The organism is Aeromonas sp. D3 (assembly GCF_027705025.1).
GTDB classification, from domain to species: Bacteria; Pseudomonadota; Gammaproteobacteria; order Enterobacterales; family Aeromonadaceae; genus Aeromonas; species Aeromonas salmonicida.
Genome location: NZ_JAPDBE010000008.1, coordinates 14,681 through 38,244 on the forward strand (window position 1 = coordinate 14,681; position 23,564 = coordinate 38,244).

16 protein-coding genes are annotated in these 23,564 nt (G+C 55.8%); 11 read left to right on the forward strand and 5 right to left on the reverse strand.

Annotated elements, in window-relative coordinates:
• Nucleotides 1-87 precede the first annotated feature (87 nt).
• Both OKC28_RS07025 and OKC28_RS07030 read left to right on the forward strand, forming a co-directional pair.
• Nucleotides 88-2,061 carry a methyl-accepting chemotaxis protein gene (locus OKC28_RS07025; RefSeq protein ID WP_270688385.1) on the forward strand — a complete coding sequence of 658 codons (1,974 nt, stop codon included), beginning with the start codon at nucleotides 88-90 and terminating at the stop codon, nucleotides 2,059-2,061.
• A gap of 10 nt (nucleotides 2,062-2,071) precedes the next feature.
• On the forward strand, nucleotides 2,072-3,403 hold the full coding sequence (locus OKC28_RS07030; protein ID WP_270688387.1) for an ABC transporter substrate-binding protein: 1,332 nt from the start codon (nucleotides 2,072-2,074) through the stop codon (nucleotides 3,401-3,403).
• A gap of 374 nt (nucleotides 3,404-3,777) precedes the next feature.
• On the opposite strand, the gene OKC28_RS07035 is transcribed toward OKC28_RS07030, so the two are convergent.
• From OKC28_RS07035 to OKC28_RS07055, 5 genes are all read right to left on the reverse strand, one after another.
• Nucleotides 3,778-4,800: a LacI family DNA-binding transcriptional regulator gene (locus OKC28_RS07035; RefSeq protein ID WP_270688389.1), complete on the reverse strand. Its 1,023-nt coding sequence runs from the start codon at nucleotides 4,798-4,800 to the stop codon at nucleotides 3,778-3,780.
• 140 nt (nucleotides 4,801-4,940) lie between these two features.
• Complete coding sequence (locus OKC28_RS07040; protein ID WP_270688391.1) at nucleotides 4,941-5,810, reverse strand: MalM family protein; 870 nt, start codon at nucleotides 5,808-5,810, stop codon at nucleotides 4,941-4,943.
• Between the two features lie 74 nt (nucleotides 5,811-5,884).
• Nucleotides 5,885-7,174 (reverse strand): carbohydrate porin, encoded by a 1,290-nt coding sequence (locus OKC28_RS07045; RefSeq protein WP_270688393.1) that lies wholly within the window; start codon nucleotides 7,172-7,174, stop codon nucleotides 5,885-5,887.
• A gap of 60 nt (nucleotides 7,175-7,234) precedes the next feature.
• A complete protein-coding gene (locus tag OKC28_RS07050; RefSeq protein ID WP_270688394.1) occupies nucleotides 7,235-8,584 on the reverse strand; it encodes a putative glycoside hydrolase in 1,350 nt (449 codons plus the stop codon).
• A 696-nt stretch (nucleotides 8,585-9,280) separates the two neighbouring features.
• Entirely contained in the window at nucleotides 9,281-10,477 is a 1,197-nt protein-coding gene (locus OKC28_RS07055) for a tyrosine-type recombinase/integrase (protein WP_125729693.1), read from the reverse strand.
• A 414-nt stretch (nucleotides 10,478-10,891) separates the two neighbouring features.
• On the opposite strand from OKC28_RS07055, the gene OKC28_RS07060 reads away from it, so the two are divergent.
• The 9 genes from OKC28_RS07060 to OKC28_RS07100 all read left to right on the forward strand — a co-directional run bounded on the left by OKC28_RS07060 (nucleotide 10,892) and on the right by OKC28_RS07100 (nucleotide 23,359).
• Nucleotides 10,892-11,662, forward strand: coding sequence for a LuxR family transcriptional regulator (locus OKC28_RS07060; RefSeq protein ID WP_270688396.1), 771 nt, complete (start codon nucleotides 10,892-10,894; stop codon nucleotides 11,660-11,662).
• A gap of 230 nt (nucleotides 11,663-11,892) precedes the next feature.
• Nucleotides 11,893-12,411 (forward strand): type VI secretion system effector Hcp1, encoded by a 519-nt coding sequence (hcp1, locus tag OKC28_RS07065; protein WP_021140316.1) that lies wholly within the window; start codon nucleotides 11,893-11,895, stop codon nucleotides 12,409-12,411.
• A gap of 188 nt (nucleotides 12,412-12,599) precedes the next feature.
• Nucleotides 12,600-12,821 carry a hypothetical protein gene (locus OKC28_RS07070; protein ID WP_270688398.1) on the forward strand — a complete coding sequence of 74 codons (222 nt, stop codon included), beginning with the start codon at nucleotides 12,600-12,602 and terminating at the stop codon, nucleotides 12,819-12,821.
• A gap of 11 nt (nucleotides 12,822-12,832) precedes the next feature.
• Nucleotides 12,833-14,878 (forward strand): type VI secretion system Vgr family protein, encoded by a 2,046-nt coding sequence (locus tag OKC28_RS07075; protein WP_270688400.1) that lies wholly within the window; start codon nucleotides 12,833-12,835, stop codon nucleotides 14,876-14,878.
• A complete protein-coding gene (locus OKC28_RS07080; protein WP_270688402.1) occupies nucleotides 14,878-15,747 on the forward strand; it encodes a DUF4123 domain-containing protein in 870 nt (289 codons plus the stop codon). The genes OKC28_RS07075 and OKC28_RS07080 overlap by 1 nt, the downstream gene beginning before the upstream one ends.
• Nucleotides 15,744-19,178: a toxin VasX gene (locus OKC28_RS07085; protein ID WP_270688404.1), complete on the forward strand. Its 3,435-nt coding sequence runs from the start codon at nucleotides 15,744-15,746 to the stop codon at nucleotides 19,176-19,178. The genes OKC28_RS07080 and OKC28_RS07085 overlap by 4 nt, the downstream gene beginning before the upstream one ends.
• Nucleotides 19,179-19,601: 423 nt before the next feature.
• Nucleotides 19,602-20,333: a hypothetical protein gene (locus tag OKC28_RS07090; RefSeq protein WP_270688406.1), complete on the forward strand. Its 732-nt coding sequence runs from the start codon at nucleotides 19,602-19,604 to the stop codon at nucleotides 20,331-20,333.
• A gap of 63 nt (nucleotides 20,334-20,396) precedes the next feature.
• Nucleotides 20,397-21,530: a hypothetical protein gene (locus tag OKC28_RS07095; RefSeq protein WP_270688408.1), complete on the forward strand. Its 1,134-nt coding sequence runs from the start codon at nucleotides 20,397-20,399 to the stop codon at nucleotides 21,528-21,530.
• 347 nt (nucleotides 21,531-21,877) lie between these two features.
• On the forward strand, nucleotides 21,878-23,359 hold the full coding sequence (locus tag OKC28_RS07100; RefSeq protein ID WP_270688410.1) for a hypothetical protein: 1,482 nt from the start codon (nucleotides 21,878-21,880) through the stop codon (nucleotides 23,357-23,359).
• The last annotated feature ends 205 nt before the right edge of the window (nucleotides 23,360-23,564 follow it).

Sequence of the window (23,564 nt, forward strand, 5' to 3'; positions counted from 1 at the left end):
AGCCAGATGCACCAGGATCCCTGTCGGGCTCCTGGTGCTTTGATAACCGGCTCCGCCCATGTGCGGAGGGAGAGGTGGGAGAGAAGGATGTCGATCGTACAGCGGATCAGATTGGGTTTTACGCTGCTGTTGGTGCTGCTGCTGCTGCTCGGGGCCATCAGCTACCTGAAGACGGCCTCCATTCACGGCCGTTTCCAGCAGGTGACCGAGGAGGCGACGCCCCTAGCCTTGACCGCCAGCCGGTTGCGCGCCGCCTTGCTGATGGTGGACAGAGACAGCCTGGCGCATCTCGCCATTTGGGAGGGCTCGGCGTTTCCCCAGTCCCGCCAACGTTTTGTGAATGACAAGGCCCGTTATGAGCAGCACATCAAGGAGTTCAAGGTCCTGACGCTCGATGCCGAGAGTGAACGGCAACTCTTCCAGGTCACCAACCAGGCCCCTCAGCTGTTCACCATCTCGGAGCAGTTGATGAGCCTGCACGAAGAGTCGGTCGAGCTAGATCGGGGACTTTCCCGGATGCGTGGCGATCTGCTGCGCCTGGATGACAACTACCGATCGGCGGCGGAGCTGCTGGTGCGCTATGCGGCGGGGCGGCGCTCATTGCAGAACAAGGCAGAACTCATCACCAGCGGTATCGCCCGGGATCTCAAGCTGATCCTGCGCGCCGACGGCAATACGGATCTCGTGGCGCTGCAGGCGGTGCTGGCCAAAGACATCGACATTGCTAACCAGCGTCTGGTGCGGATTGTCGTGCCCGACGACGTCAAGACCAGGTTTACCCACCATGTGACGCGCATTCCCCAGCTGGTGTTCGGCGACAAGGGGCTTATCGCCACCCTGGTGCGCCACCAGCAGATCAATCAACAACTGCACAATCTGCGTGAGCAACAGGAGGCCGAGAGCCAGCAACTGGGAGAGGCGCTTGACAGGCTTATCGCCATTAGCAACCGAAGCATGCAGGAGGACAGGCAGAGTGCCGACATCGCAGTTGAAAGCGCCCGCACTTGGATAGTGTTAGTGGCCCTGTGTTCCGTGCTCATCGCACTCATTGTCGCTTGGAGTACGGCCCGCAGCATCCAGGTGCCTCTGGTACGGATCAACCGCGTCCTCTCCCTAATGGCGCAAGGGGACATGACGCTGCGGGTGTGCTACCCGGCTAGAAACGAGCTCGGCGAGGTGGCGAACTCCATTGACCTGCTGGCCCACCACACCAAGGCGCTCTTGATGGAGGTCCAGACCGGGTCTGAGCACCTGGTGAGCGAGACGCGCAAGACTGCGGAGATCGGCGAGCAGGTGATGTCGCGGGTACAGGAGCAGAAAGCTCAGACCGATCAGGTGGCGGCCGCCATCTTCGAGCTGGAGACCAGTGCAACCGAGGTGGCGCGCTCCAGCGATCATGTGCGTCGGGAGGTCGGTGAAGCCAATGACGAGAGCCAGCGTGGACGCCATCTGATGCAGGCAAACCGGGATGGCATCGAACAGCTGGCAACCGACATCGCCGGGGCCATGGCGATCACCCACAAGCTGGAAGGCTACAGCAGCAACATTGGCAACATTCTGGAGGTGATCCGTGGCATGGCTGAACAGACCAACCTGTTGGCCCTCAATGCGGCCATCGAAGCGGCCCGTGCCGGGGAAGCCGGGCGTGGCTTTGCCGTGGTGGCCGAGGAGGTGCGGGCGCTGGCTACCCGTTCACAAGGGGCGACCCAGGAGATCCAGGTGATGATCGACAACCTGCAGGGATGCGCTCGCGATGTGGCGAGCGTGATGGCCCAGAGCCATGAGCAGACCCAGCAGAGCGTGCAGCAGACCCGGGATGTTGAGAGAGCCCTAGCGGGGATCGCCTCGCGTATGGAGGCAATCAAGGAGATTGCGGATCACATGGCTTATGCCGCTGCGGAGCAGATTTCGGTGAGTCAGGGAGTGGCCCAGCACGTGGCGGCAATCGCCGACGTGGCTCACGAGACCGAGCTGGCCTCCAGGGTTTCGGCGAGCAGTGGCGAGGTGTTGTCGGGGCTGGCCAGCCAGCAACAGAGTCTGGTGGCCCGTTTCAAGGTGTAGGAGAGAGGCAATGTGGAAATCAGTGAGTGCCCTGTTGGTCTGTGGGCTGAGTACTGCTGCGGTGTCCCAGGAGCTGGTGCTGGAAACCTGGCGCGTAGATGACGAGCCGCTGTGGAAGGAGCAGTTTCTGCCCCGTTTTCAGGCGCGCCATCCCGAGATCACCCTTAAGCTGCAACCGCAGCGTTCGGCCGATTACGATCAGGGACTCGCCGAGCGGCTGGCGGCGGGAAAGGCGGGGGATCTCATCACTTGCCGTCCTTATGATCAGTCCTTACGGCTGTTCCAGCAGGGGTATCTGCTGGATCTGACGGACCTGCCCGGCATGGAGAACTTCCCGAGCTTTGCCAAGGCGGCATGGCAGACCGACTCCGGGGCCCAGACCTTCTGCCTGCCCATCGCTTCCGTGATCCAGGGTTTTTACTTCAATGTCGACATCTTCAACACCCTGGGGCTGACGCCGCCCCGAACCCGTGCTGACTTCTTTGCCGTGCTGGAGAAGGTGAAGCAGGACGGCCGCTACCTACCGCTGGCGCTGGCGGCCCACGACAGCTGGGTGGTCTCCGAGCTTGGCTACCAGAATATCGGCCCCAACTACTGGCATGGGGAAGATGGTCGCCTGGCGCTGATCAACGGCCAGGCAAGGGCCACCGATGCCCCTTATATGGCGGCGTTTCGCGAGCTGGCGAGCTGGCGACCCTACATAGGCGAACACCCGGCCGATGCCACCGAAGCCCAGGCGGTGAATGCCTTTGCAGCCGGCAAGGCGGCCATGATAGTGGCAGGCTCCTGGTCCTTGGCCCAGTTTACCGGCAAAGTCAATTTCGGCGCCTTCCCGCCTCCCGTCGCGCGGGAGGGAGACACCTGCTACTTCACCGATCACACCGACATAGGGATCGGCATCAATGCTGCCAGCCCCAACAAGGAGGCGGCCCTGAAGCTGGTGGAGTGGATGGCGAGCGCCGACTTCGCCGAGCGCTTCTCCAACTCGGTGCCGGGCTTCTTCTCCCTCTCCAACCACTTCTTCGAGCTCAAGGATCCGGTGGCTAGCACCATGATGGGCTGGCGCGATACCTGTGATTCCACCCTGCGTCTGGGGGCCCAGTTCCTCACCCGGGGAGAGCCCTCGCTCACCATCGAGCTCGCGGAGGTATCGCAATCCGTGGTGCTGGGCACCATGACGCCGGAAGCGGCCGCCGCGCGTATACAGCAGGGGCTGGCAAGCTGGTATCCCCCCCAAAAGGCGGCGGCAAGAAGAGCCCGTCTGTGCGAAGCGGACGAGCCTCTCCCCACGGCGGCGGCCAGCGCTTCCACCGGGGCGGAGACCCCCTTCGCTACCCCTTGACGGTGGCCGTGCCCACCGGGAAAGGCATTGTCCGATGGTGATCTTCATACTTCCCAAGGCGCCTTCAGGGCGCCTTTTTTCATCAAGGCTTATGGCCGATGAGAAGGAGCCAAAGGCTTGTCATTTCACCCAGGGTGGATGCAATGTGGTTCCCCGGTCCTGGCCAATCCAGATTGGGGGCGGTGTCTGGCGGTGTTGGCCGCGTTATGTACCTTTGCGGACCCAAGACAGACTAGGTGGAAGGGACGATATGAAAAGCACGGGGTCCCTTGCTGGGCAGGGCTGTGTCTACGTGACATCGGGGAGGGGAAAAAGAAAAGCGGCCCGCAGGCCGCTTTTATCTCATGTCGGGCGGGGATAACCCCCATCGGCGTTCATCCCTTGTACGGCAGTGTAGTATCACGCACCACTATGCTCAATTCGGGCAATTCGTTCGAGTTTAGTTCCGTATTCTCGATCAATCCCAGAAGGGTCTTGACCATCTTGACCCCCATCTCGTAGATGGGCTGGCGCACCGTAGTCAATGGCGGGTTGGAATAGGTGGAGAAGGGCAAGTCATCAAAACCGATGAGTGAGACATCCTCTGGCACCCGCAAGCCGCAATGCTTGAGCCCCAGAATGGCACCGTAGCAGGTCTGATCGTTGGCGCAGAATATGGCGGAGAATTTTCGACCACTCTCCACCAGTTTCTTCACGGCATTGAGGCCGCCGACCTCGGCGAAATCCCCCTGGATGACCAGGGATGGATCATATTCGATGCCCGCGCTGACTAGGGCCTGGCGATAACCATGATGACGTTCGATGGCATCGTTTTGATCCGGTAAGCCGACAATATGGGCGATGTCACGATGACCCAGATCCAATAAATAGCGAGTAGCCATGTAGCCACCCAGCCGGTTATTGATGCTGAAAGAGTGTACCCGCTCGGTCATGATATTGTGGCCGGTGGCAACAATCGGTATTTGCTGTGAAAACTCGAGCAGCGTTTGTTGATTGACGTGGCCGGTCAAAATAATAAGGCCATCAACCCGACGTGCCACCAGTAGGCGCAACCGTTCGACCTCTTCTTCCGCATTCCAGTGACCGCTGACAATCAGCGGCACATACTCCATGCCCTGAAGGGTATGTTCAACACCACGCAACATTTCGTTGGAAAATGGACTCTCCACATGTTGAGTCAATACCCCAAGGGTCATGGACTGACCTGTTTTCAAATATTGTGCCATCAGGTTAGGACGAAAATTCAATTCTTGAATCGCATCTTCCACAGCCTGGCGTTTATCTGCGGCCACTTTTGCCGAGCCGTTCAATATCCGGGATACAGTGCTTGCCGAGACACCTGCTCGGCGGGCGATATCATAGACAGTGGCTTTTTTCTCCTGAGCTGACTTCGACATCCCCCCTCCGTACTCTACTGTGAAAACACCTGGTCATGGCCAGAATTATATAAATATCTTCTTAATAAATCAGCAAGTTAGGGTACCCCTTTCCCCTGATGGTGACAAGCAATGATGCACCTCTTCAGGGGGAGGGAACACTACTGCTGGGCTGCAAAAAAGACCTCTCTTGCCTTGGTAAATCCGGCCTGTTCGGCGGCCTTGACCCAAGCGAGGGCCTGTTCATAGTTTTTGCTCTCAACCGCTGTGCGAATATGCTGATAATAATCCAGTTCACCCAGCGATTTGTCTGGTATGACCATTACGGGTGATATGATTTTTGCCATTGGTGTCGCATTTTCAGCAGCCTCTGCGTCCAGCGTCAGATATAGGCGTCCGGTGACCGAATGGGGCACTTCCACATTGATGAGGCGGGCGACATCCGTGGTGCGATCATATTGCATGGCGCGCTGGAGATCGTCGGGGTTGAGCCGGGTGCTACCTTGCATGTCCTGCGCCGTGGAATAGATCACCATATAGGCCACCCGTACGCTGCCGATGGGGGCCGGAATGGTGAATTCCCCCTGGATGTTCTGCCCTGAAATTAACGAACGGCCATCGTAACTGAACGTGGAGCTAGGAATGGTTTGAACTGCCTTGTGATTCTCGTCCAGCAACAGGATGCTGGGCAGGAAGACGGTATAATCAACCGGAATGGTTATTTTGACGTGGGTAGCCTGAGTGAGGGCGGGCAATGAGAAGGCCATCACATAGCTTTTACCCGAATCGAATGCATAGACTTGGCTGTCGGCACCCACATCGACCCATAGGCTCTCCTGCCCAAGGGGCTGGAAGCTAAGATCCTTGAATGCTTCGACTACCACTTTGTTCGACAACTGTTCCCGAGCATGTTGAATCTGCTGCTGCAGGGTGGAGGCGGCTGATCTTGGCGGATGTTCCGGGCCTCCGTTGGCGCACCCTGCAACCAGCAGACTGACCAGGAAAGGTAGGTACTGCTTCGTTCCCTTCATCGTGTTTCCTCGTATGCAATGCGGGTCCCCCAAGGGACCCGAGATTATAGTGCTGATAAGTATCTTGGCCTAACTTACCACCACATGTCCGCTTGCACACCGACGAGGAGATCTTCCCGATCTTCCTGCCAAGGCGTCTCGTTATTGTGATCGACATAGGTCGTCAGAATGCGGATCTCCGGTGAGGGACCCATGCCGGTATTGACGGTAAAGGTTGGCACTATGCTGACCTTCTGGGAGGTGCCACCACGCTCGACGTTGTCGATGATCAGATTGTTTTTCACATATCCGACTTCAGTCTGGATGGAGAAAAACTCATTGATTGGGAACACGGGACGCAGGGATGCGGCATACCAGGAATCATGACCACCCATTTCATAGTCGTTGTACTGATATGACAGGGTTGGTAGCAGATGCACATTGGCGCCATACCAGCCGCCCCAGAGGAAGGCGCGATAAGATTGATCGCCCTCCATTACCTTGGATTGATAGGGTTTGTAACCATTTGCCTGGTCCTGCAGGGTCTTTTGGTACAGGGAGCCCTTGCGATACATGGCGGTATTGGTCAGGTTGGCCCCCAGCAAATCGCCGGAACCCAATCCACGGCCCGCCTGGACGATGAACTTGGAGAAGCCGCCCGGCATGAAGAAGAAGTCATCGCGGGAATAGATGACGGTGCCTTCAGCCCCCTTGGTCGCATATTGCTTGTTGTCGCCGGTGAACTCGTTGCTGGGCATCTGTTTCAGCGCGACTTCCATGTCCCAGGCTCCGTACAGGGCGCTGGTATGGAGGGTGTGCATGGTGGCGTCTGTGCCGTTGGCGCGATCTGAGTGGTCGGTATCATTGCTGTTGATATAAGCAAAGTCCCATTTGCCGCCTGCAATCTCCATGCTTTTTACGCCGACGCCGGTACCCGAGTAGTCAGTGTAAAAGTAGTCGGTAGTCCAGATGTAGTTCTCGCGATCGTAATAGCGCAGGCCGCCCCACATAGTACCTGTCGGGGTGATGCCGCCAAGTTCCACATAGGTTTCCGACACGCCGCTCTCGCGGGGGGCAGCACGGGTTTGCAGGCCATCGGCATCGGACTCCACCTTGAAGTGGATGTTGACCGACTTGTTGTTGCCCAGATCCCACAGCTTGTTCAGGCCGGCTTCCCAGCTGTTGTCCAGCTCGGAACCCAGGCGTCCCATGGCCTTGTCCATCTCATATTCGTACCCCGCCTTGGCGAAGTTGTCCTTGGCGTCAAACAACGAGCCGGCACGAATATATCCGTGGAAACCAAAACTCTCGGTAGCATTCGATACGGCGGGTAATGCAAGCCCGCAACATGCTCCGACAAATAAGGCAACAGACTTCAATTTCATGTTATTGCTCCAATCCGTAGAAAAGTCTTCAAAAAGTTATTTGTTTAAAAGTTAAACTTCTTATAAATCAATCTTCTGACAGGGCTGATTGATGTCAAAGTCTGCTGGGATAGCCGTTTTTAGGGCTACGTTGGTGAACGCGAACCTCAGACCAGCCATCGAGTCCCATGCCCCGCTCATGTAGATCGCTTTTTGTACTGAATTGGTATTGGCGCCCGGGATCAGAGCTGCGACCGGCAAGGTGCAGCGGTACCAGCTGTCGTCATCGGGAACGATGTTGCTGTCCATGGTAAAGAAGGTGCCGTAATCCGGGCCTGCGGTGCCATCCATCCTGATCTGGATGTTGGGGGAGTCACCATAGCTAGAGACTTTCAGGTCGATTTGTAGGGTGCCAGCCTGGTAGGCAGAGAGGTCGGCACTTGCACTGTCGGAGCCCAAAAAGACGCCACCATTTCCCGGTAGATCGATGGTGATTATTTGGTTCTCATCGGTCAGGGGGCCGCCAAACCCTGCAGCGGGATAGTCGGTGCTACGATCGACTGCCTGACCCTTATCCCCTGAGTAATAGAGCGCGGTGTCGGTGGTGACCAGTGCAGGGGCGTTGTTGACGCCAGAGCCTGTAACGGGGTCAGTACCAGGATCGGTGTCGGGGTTAGTACCAGGATCGGTGCCGGGGTCAGTACCGGGATCGGTGCCTGGCGCTTCACAGGTGATGGGATCGACAACCGGTTTTGCCGTTGTGGTCAGCAAGTACTTGATATTGGTGATTTCGTAGCTGAAGGCATCCTTCGTAGCCAGATGGAATGGTGTGCCCACGGTGGCGAGGTTGATCGCCGTGGCACCAGGGAAGGGCTTCATGCAGTTGATGGGCAGGGTCAGGGTCTCCCAGTCGCCGGTGTTGGCCAGAGCACTTGCAATGGGCAGGCTACTGCGATTGGGGTATTCGTTGTCGATGGAGACATTCAGGACTTCAGGGACCGTGCTCTTGGTCCGTAACTGAAACTCGATGAAACCGGAAGCATACTTGCTCAGATTCAGCGGGGTGTCGGATTTGAGCATGAAGGTGCCATCACCATCGCCGGGTACCTGTACGTCGGCAGTGTCGTCGGTACCAGCATTGTTGATGAGCACCGCGCTGATGCTAGTCATGGCGACGGGAGTGGCCGTGACTGGCTGAAGGTTCCAGTTATCTTTCTCGGACTGGATATTGGGAGTGACACTTGCGTTCGCCCCAACACCAAACAGCAACAATGCACCATCTCCACCACCTGGCGGTGTTTCACCAGGTGGCGTTTCACCCGGAGGGGTTTCACTGCCGTTGCTAGAAGAAATGTTCTCGTCACCACCGCATCCGCTGAGCAAAGCTGCGGCGATCAACGATGCTAAAAGTCCTTTTTGGGTTGCATTCATACTGACCACTCCAATCAATGGGAAAAATGTCCATCGCGATGAACTGTCGAGACTCAAACAGCTGCCATGCAATCGATGCCAAGGCAAAATCATGCTGTGCTCATTTTCTTGAAATCGATTTCCAATGCAATGTTTATCCCTTGTGATATTCGAAGTTTGTGTTGTGAATCACAAAACAACCATTATTGATTTATGGCTTATTATGCATTTTTGATTACGAGGTAAGAGGGTAATTTATTGATTTGGTGTGTTTGTTTCTGTTTTTACAACAGGGGAGGCTTTTGCTGTGTACTGAGGAAACAGTGAAACTGTCCAAACGATTAGGGGGGGGTATGGATTGGTACGTTGTTCCTACTTGTGTGGATTAGTCTATTTTTGGTTTCGATTTCATGTGTGAGTTATCTGCCTTATGGAGCGCCTCAGCCTCCCCAAAACACGAGTCAACGCAGTCAAAATCGGGGAATGCGCACTCATGGAGAGACAGTTCAGGGAAGTGGAGAGACACCTCTGAGTAGTTCGGGAAAAACGGTCAATTGGATGAGCTTTTTATCTGAGCGGAGAATAAAATGCCGGGGCGTAGACAGGCTAAGAAGTTGTTGAAGCACTGTTTTGGCAAGATGACATCAAACGGTGCTGAAAGAGTTAAAAAATATAGAAGGAAGCGGCCAGATGGCTGCTTCCTTCTTGTTCTGTCAGCTAATAACCATCCACAAAGCTTGCCCATGCATCCATCATGGGCCGACGTTGGTCCAGCAAGTCCGTACGGTGGTACGCAGCTTCTACCTTGTTTTGCACCGTATGAGCTAACGCTCGTTCAGCAAGATCCCGCGCATAGCCTTGCTCACTACACCAGTCTCGAAAGCTGGAACGAAAGCCATGAGCAGTTGCCATTCGGCCAGGAGTACAGCTCTCAGCTTTGGCTCTTCTCAGAAACATCGTCAGCACTGTGTCTGAGAGCGGTACCTGATCTCTAGGGGATGGGAATACCAACTCGTCATGCAATCCCCTTAACCCCATCAGTATTTCGACGGCACGAAGAGATAACGGAACACGATGTTGTTGCTTGGCCTTCATACGCTCGGCAGGTAGGGTCCAGACCCTTGCTTCCAGATCGACTTCAGACCATTTCATTGCTCGGACTTCACCTGAGCGGCATGCAGTCAGGATCAAGAACTCCAGCATGGAGCGTGTCACATCAAAACGCTGGGTCGTTCTTAGATGCTTTTGTACAAATGCAGGGATATCACGCCAAGGCATAGCGGGTTGGTGTTCTATTCGTATGGACTTGCTTGGTTGAGCCGGGAGTAAGTGACTTACCACATCCACAGGGTTTGCAGAGGTATAGCCATGAGCCCATGCCCAAGACATAACGGCATGTAGTCGTTGTTTAACACGACTAGCAGTTTCTGGGATCGTCAGCCAGATCGGCTGCAGAACTGAAGCAATATGAGCAGGGGTAATCGCATCAATGGAGTTAGCGCCAATGATAGGAAAGGCATACTGCTCCAATGTGGTGATCCATTGCTTGCCATGTTTAGGGTTCTTCCAGCCTGGTAGCAAGCTTTCGTAGACCAGTCGGGCAGATGCCTCCAAAGTCGGGTTCTTAGGCTTGTTCTGCTCCTGTAGCCGGATCTCTAGCGGGTCCGAATTATTCGCCAGCTGTTCCCGCATTACCTGGGCGTCTCGAGCAGCATCAGCGATGGAGATCTCGGGGTAACTCCCGAGGCCGGCATTACGTCGTTTCTTCGTCAGTGGACTGACATAGCGGAACACCCACTTTCCTCTGCCCTTGATGGGGGAAGGATGTAGCGTCAACCCGGTGACGCCACCATGAGCAAGGGGCTTATCTTCAGGCTTGATGTTGCGGGCTTTGGTATCGGTGAGGATTGCCATTAGGTAACCTCCTTGAGAAGTGGATATGCCACTCAGTATGCCACCGTGCATGTGCAGTGGTAATATGTGATTGGGATGGATTGGACAATGTTTGTTTCTAATCTGCTGATAATAAAAGGCTTGCTGTATTAGTGTGGAGTTGGTTGGACTTAATAACGGCGGGCACCTCCTCCGCCATTTATTCAGCTCAAAAGGCCATCTGAAAGGATGGCCTTTTTGCTATGTGCCCAAGACCGTGCCCTGTGGACTTTCAACGGTATTTTCATACAGTTATGTCTGAATTTTCAGAATAAACTGTGGGCAGCCTCCGATTTTTTGACAGGTCCAAGTGTGCCATCTATTGACGCTTGTTAACATGCGGTACGTTTCCATGTTTGGCCACCCTATCTTGTGCATGATCCTCATACCGTAGAAATGAACACCCTGCATGCGCTGGATCTCATCGCTCAGTTTGAGATGGCCGATGATGAGCGCACCATAGTGACCCTGTTGCGTGAACTGACAGCGCGCATGGGGTTTGATTATTTCAGGCTCGGCCTGATCTTCCCCAGTACCATCCAGCGTCCCGACGTCATCATCTTCAACGGTTGCCCGCAAGCCTGGGTAGATACCTACACGGCCAGCGGCTTCTTTGCCATCGATCCCATCGTCAAACGCGGCATGACCCAAAGCACTCCCATTCTGTGGGCCGATGTGGCGCGCGATGACGAGAGTTGCGATGAGCAGGGCCGGGAAGTGATGCAACTGGCCAGCGAATTCGGCATTCGCGATGGTGTGACCTTTCCCTGGCACGGTGCCAACGGCCATGTGGGCCTGCTCTCCTTCATCACCAGTACACCACGTAGCAGCCAACAGTGGCTCTCTGCGGTGCCATTTCTCAGCTGGCTCTCCATGCATATCTTCGAGGCGGTAGCCCGGGTCTGTCTGGCCGGTCTGTCACCGCAGGATGCACTGAGCGTGCGGGAGCTGGAGGTGTGCCGATGGGCGGCGGAGGGAAAGCAGGTGAGTGACATTGCCCAGATATTGGGGATCACTCCTCGTACCGTGACGTTTCACCTGAACAATGTAGTGAGCAAGCTGGGAGCCAGCAGCAAGAGTCAGGCCATCTCATGGGCCCTGAAGCAGGGCGTCGTCAGACTGAATGTAGAGATGGCATTGGTTGCCAATGTGGATGAAGGGCAGTGATTCACTTTGTATCGCGCAACAAATTGCGCAATATGCGAAATATTCAGCTGGCAGGGCAACTATTCCCGGTGTAAACGGTGGTCGGGCGCAGCTTATTGCGTCATGTGAGCTGGCTGGTGCAAAGCTATGTTGTTAATGCATTGAAAAATATGAAATAAAAAGAGTGGCATGGTCGCTGCTAATGGTTTCGGTCGAGTGTCATTACCGTTCAACCAATCAGGAGCATACACATGCCAACTCCATGTTATATCAGCATCGAAGGTAAAACCCAGGGCAACATCACCGCGAGTGCCTTCACCTCCGATTCCGTCGGCAACATCTTCGTGCAGGGCCACGAAGACGAGATGCTGGTACAAGAGTTCCAACACGTTGTTACCGTACCGACTGACCCGCAATCCGGTCAACCGGCTGGTCAGCGTGTCCACAAGCCGTTCAAATTCACCGTTGCCCTGAACAAGGCCGTACCGCTGATGTACAACGCCCTGGCCTCCGGTGAAATGCTGCCGAAAGTGACCCTGAAGTGGTATCGCACCTCCGTTGAGGGCAAGCAGGAGCACTTCTTCTCTACCGTGCTGACCGATGCCACCATCGTCGATATCGACTGCCAGATGCCCCACTGCCAGGACCCGGCGAAGTCTGACTTCACCCAGCTGATCCAGGTCTCTCTGGCCTATCGCAAGATTGACTGGGAACACACAGTTGCCGGTACCTCCGGCTCTGACGACTGGCGCGCACCCAGCGAAGCGTAAGCTCCGCTCTCTTATTGACGTTATTCCTTGTTGCACACCCAGGGTTCTGGCACTCGCAGTGTCAGCGGTTGCCAGACCCGTGCAAATTTTCTCCGGCCTGTTCATCTGGATGTGGTCGGAGCTTTTGTGTTTTGCCATATGGCCCAGGATCTCGGCCTTATTGCAAAGCACAACAGAGGCCAGTCGAGATGTGTTCCGCTATTTTATTGCTCGGTGACACAGGCACCGACCACGATGGTTTTCACTCATCCCCAGTGATTGCCGCGAGCCCGGACGTCTTTCTCGATGGCAAGCCAGTGGCCCGTCAGGGCGATCAGCTGGCGCCCCATGACAAGCCCATCGCCGTGACCGGTACCGCCATCGGTTGCGGTGGGGTTGTGATTGGCTCGGGCAGCGGACAGGCAGGATAAGGAACAGCGTTATGGCAGACAGCACAGGATTACAATTTACCGTCAAGGTAGGGGCGCTGCCCGAGAGCACTTTCGTGGTGGCCGAGTTTGCACTGGAAGAGGCGCTGAACAGCCCGTTCCTGTTGCGATTGGAATTGGCCAGCCCCCAGCCGGATGTCGACTTTGCCGATGTGCTGGACCAGCCGTGCGAGCTCATGGTGTGGTACAACGGCGAGTTGCAGCGGCGGGTGTGTGGTGTGGTCAGTGACTTTGCGCAAGGGGACAGCGGTTTTCGCCGCACCCGCTACCAGCTGCGGGTACAGCCGGCGTTGTGGCGGCTTTCGCTTCGTCACAATTCCCGCATCTTCCAGGCGCAAAAGCCCGACGAAATCCTCTCCATCCTGCTGCAGGAGCACGGCATCACCGACTACGCCTTTGCCCTCAAGAATGAGCACGCCCAGCGGGAATACTGCGTGCAGTACCGGGAAACCGACCTTGCGTTCGTCAATCGGCTCGCCGCCGAAGAGGGGCTCTTCTATTTCCATGAATTCGACGCAGGCAAGCACCGCATCGTGTTTGCCGACGATGCGGCGGCGCTGACCGCCGGCCCCGAACTCTTTTTCAATCTCGGCAACCGCTCGCTGGAGCAGGGCCCCTATGTGCGTCAGTTCCACTACCGCGAGGCGGTGCGCCCGAGCGATGTGGAGCTGAAAGACTACAGCTTCAAGACCCCGGCCTACGGGCTCTCCCACAAGAAACAGGGCAGCGAGCTGGAGCACCAGCGCGATAGCTACCAGCACTTTGACTACCCGGGCCGTTACAAGCAGGACGGCAGCGGCAAGGCGTTTGCCCAGCACAGGCTCGATGCGCTGCGCAATGACGCCGTGGCGGGCAGCGGCAAATCCAACAGTGCAGCCCTGCTGCCAGGCCAGTTTTTCTCGCTGACCGAGCACCCGAACGGCAGCCTGAATGCCGACTGGCAAATCGTGCGTATCAGCCACACCGGCTTGCAGCCCCAGGCGCTGGAAGAGGAGGGGGGCAGCGGCCCGACCGTCTACCACAACGAGTTTGGGGTGGTCAAAGCGAGCACCACCTGGCGTGCCCGTATCGGCAGCCCGCAAGCCCCCCACAAGCCCATGGTGGACGGCCCGCAGATTGCCATCGTGGTAGGCCCCGAAGGGGAGGAGATTTACTGCGACGAACACGGCCGGGTGAAACTGCAATTCCCGTGGGACAGATATGGTAGCTCCAACGACCAGAGCTCCTGCTGGGTGCGGGTGAGCCAGGGCTGGGCGGGTGGCCAGTACGGCATGATGGCGATTCCGCGCATCGGCCACGAAGTTATCGTCTCATTTTTGGAAGGGGACCCGGACCAGCCTATCGTGACCGGCCGCACCTTCCACGCCACCAACCGGCCGCCTTACGAGTTGCCCGCCAACAAGACCCGCACCGTGCTGCGCACCGAAACCCATCAGGGTGAGGGCTTCAACGAGCTGCGTTTTGAAGACCAGGCGGGGCAGGAAGAGATTTATATCCACGGTCAGAAAGACCTGAACGTGCTCATCGAAAACGACGCAGCCTGGCATATCAAGCACGACCAGCACACCGACATCGACAACGAACGGGTGACTCGCATCAAGGCAAATGACCACCTGACGGTGGAGGGTGAGAAGCGCGACCAGGTCAAGGCGGACTATTCGCTGACCGTCGATGCCTCCATGCACCAGAAACTGGGTCGGTCCCTGCTGGTCGATGCTGGCAGCGAGGTGCATCACAAGGCTGGCATGAAGATAGTGATGGAGGCAGGCGCCGAGCTGACCCTGAAAGTGGGCGGCAGCTTCGTCAAGATCGACCCAAGCGGCGTCACCCTCAGCGGCGGCTCCATCAAGATGAACTCGGGCGGCAGCCCGGGTTCCGGCTCCGGCTGGGGAGGCCAGATGCCGATCCAGCCCGGTGAGGTTGAAGTGGTAGCACCGCCGCCGCCGATGGAGCCTGTGCGTCAGATTGCGACGCTAAAATCTGCCGAGCCAGTGTGTGAAATTTGTGAGCAGTTGGCCAGGCAGGAAGGGGGCGATTGATGGGAACTATCCCAATCGAGATGGCACCCGATATTGAGCTGGCCAACGCTGAGCGGCTCTATTTGCTGCTCGATGGTGCCCGTATTCCCGAGCTGGAAAGGGTTTTGTTCGAACAGGATGATGCTCCCGTTTATCAGCCTATTTATCTTTATGCTCCCTGGGACAGCCTGCGAGAGGTGAGCCCCTGTCTGGTGTGTGCAACGCCTAATCTGCTCGATTGGTTTATGCAAAACCGTGAACCATCATGGGGTTACCTGCTATCGTCCCAGCTTGGCTTGTTGCCTCTGGCTGAGCGACTGAGAGCGCTAATCGAAGTCGAAAGCCCTTACGGCAGCCGGATCCTGCTCAAACTTGCCATGCCTGAAACCATGTGGCGTTTGTTTATGGATGACGAGCCCTGGCTCTGGCAAGACGTTGAGCAGGTCTGGATCCCGGTGCGGCAAGCCAACCAGCCAGCGTGGTGGCACAAGACAGTGTCACCTGAGCTGGGCGAGCCGGTTGGCAAACGGTTCAGACTCTCGGATGCGCAGTGGACTCGTCTGGGGGAAGTCACCTGGTTGAGCACTCTGGATGCTATCTGGCGCCACATGGATAAATGGTTTCCCGAACGTTTGGCTGAGCAAACAGATGCCCCTCCGTGGATCGCCGAGTGGGCTGAGTGGGGCTATGGCAGGGGGTTCGAAAGCACAAGAGATCTGCTGTTTTTCTTCAATGTACTGGGCTATCTCGGCACGGCCTGGAAGGAGAGTGACGCTTATCCCGCCATCACGGCATTGATCATGCGCATTTCTTCACTCACCCCCTCACAGAGAATTGAGCAAGCCGCCGAACTCGCAGAGGTACAACACAGAATAGGAATTGGGATATGAGTGCGAATCATGATGCTGCTGCTGCCAGCAGTGCCAATGCTCAAGGGGGCGCCAAGGCTTGCCCATTGAAGAGAAACAAGATTCAACTATTGCCAGTTCGCTATGCGCTGGTTGAACAGAAAACGGTCCATCCGGCTATAGCCAGCAGCCATCAGACCAGCATCAAGTACCGCCCCGTCGGGATCCGATTGATTGATGAGACAAGTTATCTTTACCTTATCCACAGCAAGCGTCCCGATATCATCCATGCCTATCAACTGGCGGAGAACGGGGTCGTCGCCAAGCTGGAGCAAAAAGGTCTTACATCCGCCTCGGACAAGGAGGAGTTTGTTTATCAGGAATCGGATTCCACCATAGTGGTCAGCCGTTCCGGCTCTGTGCAGGTGCTTTACAGTCGCACCAAGATCTCGCCCAAGCTGCAAGGCCAGTTGCTGCGGTCCCCCAAATTGCGTCAAAAGATGATGCAGAGCTGCCAGCTGGGTAGCTTCGATTGTCAAAATGGATCTCGACATCTGCTGCCGCCTGAGCAGCTTGAGAACTATCTGGCAGAAGTACACCCGCAGCAAAGCACTCATGCCAAAACCGATCAATGGTGTTGGTTGACCCAAACGCCAAAAACGCGAAGTGCTAGCGTATTGACCAGCAAAATACTGCCTGCTTATCAGGGGGAAGCTGCCATCCTGCTGCTGGAGGATCCGATCGGTCTGATGACCGAGTTGGCCAGCGCCTATCAGTCGATGCTGGAGCAAGAAGAACAATGGATGGCCGAAGGCTATAACCGGGCTGATTACTTTGCCGCCGCTCAGTTGCTCCAGCTCATTGAGATGAGCGATGACCTCTTGTTGATGCAGTCGGCGGACAATCAAAAGTTGGCCGAGTACAGCAAGGCCCATCCCAACGCGTTGGAGAATCGCTATCGCGACTACTGGAAGGCCAAGCAGGACTATGAAGCCGCATTGGAGAAGATGAATCGCCCCAGTGCCTCGCCGTTTGGCGATAAAAAGACGTTCGAAGCCTATCGTTCCGAGCTGGCCAAGAACGACGTGATGGCAAAGGAAGCAGGCGTCTCCAGCCAAGAGTTAAAGGCGATGTTTGACCGCGCCGGTGAGCAGAAGGAAGACCTGCTCTACGGCGAAAGCTGGATGGGCATGCGGGTAGCTCGAGGGATCCTGGAGCGTATCGACGAGGATGCCATGCGCGCCTGGTACGGGCCAGCTCAGGCCAAGATGACCCATTGGCGGGAAACCTGTTTCCAGCTCGAAACCGACAGGGTTGCCATGCTGCCAGCGGCCTACACGGCCATTCCCGTCTATGACAAAGAGGTGCAGGAGCAGTTCAAACGTCGGCTGGATCTGGAGTATCACTGGTTGCTCGGGCTGGGAGACGATCCGGAACACAGGCAGAAAGTCAGTGCATTTTTCGCCACCCTGGGTGAGCAGAACACCCATTTCTGGGTCTCCAACGCCGACAATATCGCCACCGTTGAAGACTATGACGGGCTCGAGGGTGACATCAACAACGCGCTGGGGGTCAAAGACAGCACCAGTGCGCTGATAGATGGCCTGGCTGGCCTCAAGGAGTTTCAGGCGCAGATGGCAGGGGTGCATCTCAAGCTCATAGACAGCGTCCCTGTAGAGTTGCAAGGCTCCATGAGCAGGCTGGCGTCGGAACTCGGTCGTCTGGCGATCCCTGAGCTGCAAAAGATGGCCGAGCGGATACATGCGGCCCAGGGGCAGGCAGATAGCCTGCTGCGCCATGCCAGACCCGGCACCGTCGCCATGCTGCTGGGTCAGGCGAAGAACGCGGCCGTTACCCTGGATGTCGGCGTTCAGAGTGACGCCGATTATGTCAAGTGGCAGCAAAAAACCTTGGGTACGCTGGAGACGTTGCGCAATCGCGCTGAGTCTGCCACCCGCAAATACAACAAGGCGAGCAAGGGCACGCCCACCGATAGCAAGACTCGTGCTAGCGCCAATGCCGAGTGGGCAGCGGTGCAGCGCGAAAGTGCGGCTCTGCGCGAGCGGGTGTTTGCATACAGCCAGCCGGTGGCCCGCCCCGGCGAGCCACACCCCGTATCCCATATCGTGATCAAAGCCAGCGGCGCGACCCTGACCGAGATAGAAGAGCACTTGCGTTTGAGTCGCGCAGCCTTGCGTAATCAGGTGCTGTTTGGCAATGCAGCCAGACCCGCCTTGGGCGGGGCAACCCTCAGTGGCAGCCTGGGTTTGGTGGTGCTGGTAGCCAACTGGTTTAACTTTGCCAAAACATCGGGGGATCTGGCACATAAGAGCGAGAACACTATGACGCAGAACTTTGATGTATGGTCTGCAGCTCTGGGGTTGGTGGGAGCTGCATTGGCCCTCAGTATCGAAGTGGTGCGCACCGCCGCCTATTGTCGCTGGCTTAACGAGGGGGCAGAGAGCAGCCTGAAGGCGGCCGGCCGGGTGGTGACGCTAGGGACCACTCTGGTCGCTGTTTTGGGTACAGGGTCAGCTTTGTTTGATGGTTATAAGCAAGCCTCTCAGATAGGCCGTCATTGGCGCAGGGGGGAGTGGGAGCCCATGGTCGCCTCGGCCATCACCTTGAGTGGTGATGGCCTGCAAGCCTATGCCAGCGGAAAAATAATGTTGGCTGGGACCCGGCTCAGCATGGCCGCTATCGCCGGGGAGATCAGCTGGCAGAGGGCCGCCGCCGTCACGCTGCGCTTCGCGGTGCGCTTGAACCCTTATATGTGGTTGGCCAGCGCCCTGATCTTCGGCGGCGAGCTGGCCTATAACTTCCTCACCTCGACCCCGCTGATGCGCTGGGCCAGCGAGTCCCGCTGGGGCAAGCGCGGCATGCTGCCATTTCTGCATGCCAACCAAGAGTGGGAGTACGATATGCAACTGCGCAAGTGGCAGGAGGTGATGCAGACCCCGCGCCTGAGGATTAAGTACAACTCCGAGACCAAGAAGCAGCAGCGATTGATGGTGGGTACCATCGTCGATGTGCCGGTACAGCAACGGGTGTTGACCCAGCTGCGTATCCTGCTGCCCATGACAGCCCCCGAACAGGTTAAACTCGCCGTCTTGGTGCAAAGCGAGGGCAAGCTGGTCGATTTCACTGACCACTTTTGCCAGACCGCACCTGTGGCTCAGGAGGGGTTGTACACCCGCCTCGATTTCGACTGGCCCCAGGATGATGTCAGCAGACGCCGCATGGCGTGGCTGCATCTGGCGATCTCGGTCACTACAGCGGAGGGAAACAAATTGTTTGAGGAACAGGGGGGGCTGCGCTTTTCCCTTAATCTGCAGCGGCTTCAGGGGCTGGAAGAGGCCACGCTGGCCGGAGACGAGCCGGGCTGGAGCCAAGTGGAGGCACTCGACGAGGATGACAACTTCCCCCTGGCCCGTGGCAAGATAGTGGCCCAGTTGCAACCCCTGCTGAACTGATAACGAGGAAGTATGAAAAACTCAATATTGCCGTTTTTTGCCGGCCAGCACAGACAGGAACGCCTCGGCGCCCGTACCGTATTCAGCCCCCTGCCGGTGATGACCAATGTGCCACCTGTGCGCCGTGCCGACTGGCTGACCAAAAAGCACCCCCACTATATCGAGCTGGGAGGGGCGGGAGGCTCCCTCTTTCAAACTCAAATACTCTATTCGGTCTGGGTGCTTGGCCTACTCATCTTTGCTGGAATGTTTTGGGGGCCTCCTGGAAATGGGATGAGCAACGGGCAAGGCTGGGCTGGCGTCTGGACTGGATTGTATGAGGAGGTCTGGGTCGGGGCGAACCAATGGGTGATGGAGTTTAGCTGGGAGAATCTGCTTGGCACCATTTTATTACTTGGAACGATGCCTGGTTTAGCTTTGTTTTTGACAGTCAAGATACTGAGAGAGCACCAACAGCAACTTCGTCGAGTATTACCATTCCGCTTTCACCGCCAGCGCCGTGAGGTGATGCTGTCGCGCTGGGACAAGCGCACCAAGCGTACCGAAGTCCGGATTTTCCCATGGGAAGAGATGTGCGCCATGGTGGGGGAGGGCTCAGCGGTGTCGGTCAGCGGTGTCATGACCATGGCGAGCCTGTTCTTCGGTATCAACTCGGACGAGCGGCCCGGCCACTTCTGGTCTGGCATGAACGTCGGCACCCTCAGCAAGGAGGTGGGGGCTGGCGAGTGGGAGATGATCCGCCGCTATATGGAAGAGGGCCCCGAGGCCATCGACGAACCGGCCCCGGTCACCTTTGACGGCATGATTGAGGAGTTCTGCCGGGAACGAAAGATACCCCGCAGCGCCTTCTCCCCCCTGCACCGCCTCTGGTGGGAACTGAACGGTACCCGCTTTGGCATACTGCGCATCAATATCCAGAGCCGCTTGCAGCAACGCTTCGCCGAGCGTTACTTCGCCGCCCATCCCGAGCTGGCAGCCTGGAGTGAGCCATTGCCACCCGAGCAGTGGGCCAAACCGAGCGAGCAGCTGATCCGTTGCAACCAGCTGCTGGCGGAACAATATGCCCAGGGCCGCAACATCTTCACCGTGGGTGACGTGCGCGAGTTGCTGGGGGAGGAGATAACCCCGCAGGTCGCTCAGGCGTTGCCACCCTAATGGATACCATCGTTGGGCTGGATGTGACTGCCACCCACCTGGCAGCATCGATATAGAGCACGGATGAAACGCTCTACATTGCCATTTTTTGCCGGCCAGCACCGCCAGGAGCGCCTTGGCGCCCGTACCGTATTCAGCCCTCTGCCGGTGATGACCAATGTGCCGCCGGTGCGTCGCGCCGACTGGCTGACCAAAAAGTATCCCCACTATATCGAGCTGGGGGGGGCGGGTGGCTCTCTCTTTCAAACACAAATCCTGTATATGTTTTGGGTCATGGGATTGGTTGTTTTTGCTGCATTCTTTTGGGGACCCCCGAGAGATGGCATGAGCGATGGACAGGGTTGGGCCGGTGTCTGGGCCGGGCTCTATCAGGAGGTCTGGGTGGGGCCGGGGCAATGGGTCATGGAGTTTAGCTGGATGAATCTGCTGGGTGCCGTTGTGTTACTAGGAATGGGGCCCGGTCTTGCTTTACTTATCACGGTAAAAATGTTGTGGGAGCATCAGCAGCAGCTACGCCGGGTGTTGCCGTTTCGTTTTCACCGACAGCGCCGCGAGGTGATGCTGTCGCGCTGGGACAAGCGCACCAAGCGTACCGAAGTCCGGATTTTCCCTTGGGAAGAGATGTGCGCCATGGTGGGTGAGGGCTCAGCTGTCTCGGTCAGTGGGGTCATGACCATGGCGAGCCTGTTTTTCGGCATTAACTCGGACGAGCGACCCGGCCACTTCTGGTCCGGCATGAACGTCGGCACCCTCAGCAAGGAGGTGGGGGCCGGCGAGTGGGAGATGACCCGCCGTTATATGGATGAGGGGCCCGAGGCCATCGACGAGCCGGCTCCGGTCACCTTTGACGGCATGATTGAGCAGTTCTGTCGGGAGCGGAAGATACCCCGCAGCGCCTTCTCCCCCTTGCGCAGGCTCTGGTGGGAACTTAACGGTACCCGCTTTGGCATATTGCGCATCAATATCCAGAGCCGCTTGCAGCAGCGTTTCGCCGAGCGTTATTTTGCAGCCCATCCCGAGCTGGCAGCCTGGAGTGAGCCATTGCCCCCCGAGCAGTGGGCCAAGCCGAGCGAGCGGCTGACCCGTTGCAACAAGTTGCTGGCCGAACAATACGCCAAGGGCCGGAACATCTTCACTGTGGGTGACGTGCGCGAGTTGCTGGGGGAGGTCATCACTGCGCAGGCGTTGTCGCCTTAAGGCGATAGACCAGCGGGTGCCGCGTGGTGTCTGCTACCCACCCTGACCATGATATGCTTCTCAACTCAGCAGCATGCGAATATTGGCGGTATCACTGTGGTAGTTGTAACACCCGCCCTCTGTTTAATTGATGAGAGCGGTTTATATGTTGATATTGGCCAGCCCCCACCCGGATAGATGGTATGCAGCACTTCGAAGAACATTTGCTATGCGCTAGGAAATTCAATATTTTTGATACTCTCGGATTTCTTTCTGTATTAAATATGTTCGAATCGTGATATCTCAGTCCGTCCGCATCAGACTGCTATTCTCTCTTTCTCCAGTTATCGCATCAAGGAAAGCCATCATTGAACTATTTTATACCCATCTTAATGGTCATCTTCAATATCATGGCATTGCTTTGCTGGTGGTCAGATAACTCTTTGCGTCAGAGAGAAAGGGATGAGGCAATTGCTCGATTGAAGGTGCAGGGCATGACTGCCGATATGTTGTCTGAGGCGGAGCTGGCTTTGCTGAGAAAAGTATATAAGCGACGATTTACCGACGGCGCCATTTATCAACATGAAGGGGTTTATAACATCCGTCAACTGGCGCCTGGGTGGCGACAAAGGTGGCAAGATACCTGTGTTGGTGGCGTGAGGGTGGAATCCATTTATTGGCCGTCAGCTCTTTCCTGCAAGGAAGCATCCAATACTATTGGTATTCGAGGCATTATCTATAAAGATGCGCTTTACGCCATCAGTGTCGATGATACTCTCCTTATCCCTGAAGTCAGTAAGTCAGAGCATCTGTCCAGACAGTGGGTGCCCAGAGAATTTGATGTTGTCTATCTTGAAGCACTGCACTTCATTATGCCGATATTTTCAATATTTACTTTCATTTTTTCTTTGTCGAGCAGCGTTCACATTCTGTTGATATTGCTCACCCTCATTATAGGTATATTGAGCTGTTATTTATGGCTGGTCCAAAAGCTGCATCGCTTGTTCGTGCTTGATGGAAAGTGCTCGCTCTTGCCTGCCAATAGTGCATTTGGTGAAAGAAAAGTCATCAATGGATGTATGGTCAGTGATCCCGCAAAGAAGTTGCTGCCAGGGGAACATTACAGACTCCATTGCTTGCGCTCCCCCCATGAGTTGTTTTTCTCCCCAGAACGACTGGATAACAAAGAGTATGTAGATGGTACTAAATCCCTACTTTTGGGCTCTCGCCAATTAAACTGTGCCCTGGCATTGGGGTTCTTTGTCGCTCATTTTATTTCGCTTCACAGTCTATACCACTCGTCTGCGTACCAAGTTCATGCTGGATTCGCAGAATATGAAAGGGAAAAAGTAATTGATGGGGATCATTTTGCTAAATTATACGATTTGTCGCCAAAAGACTTTATTCACGTAAGCGGTATCTTGGCTATTACCAATGAGGCTGATGATATAGTTTGCCTTCGTGATAAGCATTCGGTGAATGTCGGCGATTTCAAGGATGCCTTTCAGCATATTATTGATATGGACTACAGTACAGGATTGGATTCTGGGGGTGTTTTATCAGAGCTTTATCCTGAGGCTTATGAATATATTGTGAACATAAAAAACAGTAAACAGTCGAGTTGCCCTGTCGCCATGAGTATGACTGGCGCGAATAAAAATATATTTAATACTTCGCCTGCGAATGTTCTCGAATACCTATCTAAAAATTTGGTCGATAATCCTGAGGCTATGGGGAGAAGGATTTATGAAAATTTTTATGGCCATACTATGCTTGACCAATTCCCATCTAAAGAAAAGCAAGAAGTAAAAAAACAATCAGCCCTGCAATTAGCTATGACTTCATGGTAAATAGTATATCAACGTATGTTTATGGTGGTGAAATACCAGATAAAAATTCTATTTCTGGCTTGGTTGTGAGCACGAAAAAAAATCCAGATGGAAATGTAGTTATTTTTTTTTGGATGATGGATTCACGCCAACTCCGGCAGAGGAAATTGAGAGTGTTTACTATAAGATACTGATTAATATCGTCTTGGCTCTAACCTATTTCGTT

Coding starts and splice junctions, on each gene's coding strand:
- OKC28_RS07025 (WP_270688385.1), top strand. CDS start 88: ATGTCGATCGTACAGCGGATCAGATTGGGTTTTACGCTGCTGTTGGTG.
- OKC28_RS07030 (WP_270688387.1), top strand. CDS start 2,072: ATGTGGAAATCAGTGAGTGCCCTGTTGGTCTGTGGGCTGAGTACTGCT.
- OKC28_RS07035 (WP_270688389.1), bottom strand. CDS start 4,800: ATGTCGAAGTCAGCTCAGGAGAAAAAAGCCACTGTCTATGATATCGCC.
- OKC28_RS07040 (WP_270688391.1), bottom strand. CDS start 5,810: ATGAAGGGAACGAAGCAGTACCTACCTTTCCTGGTCAGTCTGCTGGTT.
- OKC28_RS07045 (WP_270688393.1), bottom strand. CDS start 7,174: ATGAAATTGAAGTCTGTTGCCTTATTTGTCGGAGCATGTTGCGGGCTT.
- OKC28_RS07050 (WP_270688394.1), bottom strand. CDS start 8,584: ATGAATGCAACCCAAAAAGGACTTTTAGCATCGTTGATCGCCGCAGCT.
- OKC28_RS07055 (WP_125729693.1), bottom strand. CDS start 10,477: ATGGCAATCCTCACCGATACCAAAGCCCGCAACATCAAGCCTGAAGAT.
- OKC28_RS07060 (WP_270688396.1), top strand. CDS start 10,892: ATGAACACCCTGCATGCGCTGGATCTCATCGCTCAGTTTGAGATGGCC.
- hcp1 (WP_021140316.1), top strand. CDS start 11,893: ATGCCAACTCCATGTTATATCAGCATCGAAGGTAAAACCCAGGGCAAC.
- OKC28_RS07070 (WP_270688398.1), top strand. CDS start 12,600: ATGTGTTCCGCTATTTTATTGCTCGGTGACACAGGCACCGACCACGAT.
- OKC28_RS07075 (WP_270688400.1), top strand. CDS start 12,833: ATGGCAGACAGCACAGGATTACAATTTACCGTCAAGGTAGGGGCGCTG.
- OKC28_RS07080 (WP_270688402.1), top strand. CDS start 14,878: ATGGGAACTATCCCAATCGAGATGGCACCCGATATTGAGCTGGCCAAC.
- OKC28_RS07085 (WP_270688404.1), top strand. CDS start 15,744: ATGAGTGCGAATCATGATGCTGCTGCTGCCAGCAGTGCCAATGCTCAA.
- OKC28_RS07095 (WP_270688408.1), top strand. CDS start 20,397: ATGAAACGCTCTACATTGCCATTTTTTGCCGGCCAGCACCGCCAGGAG.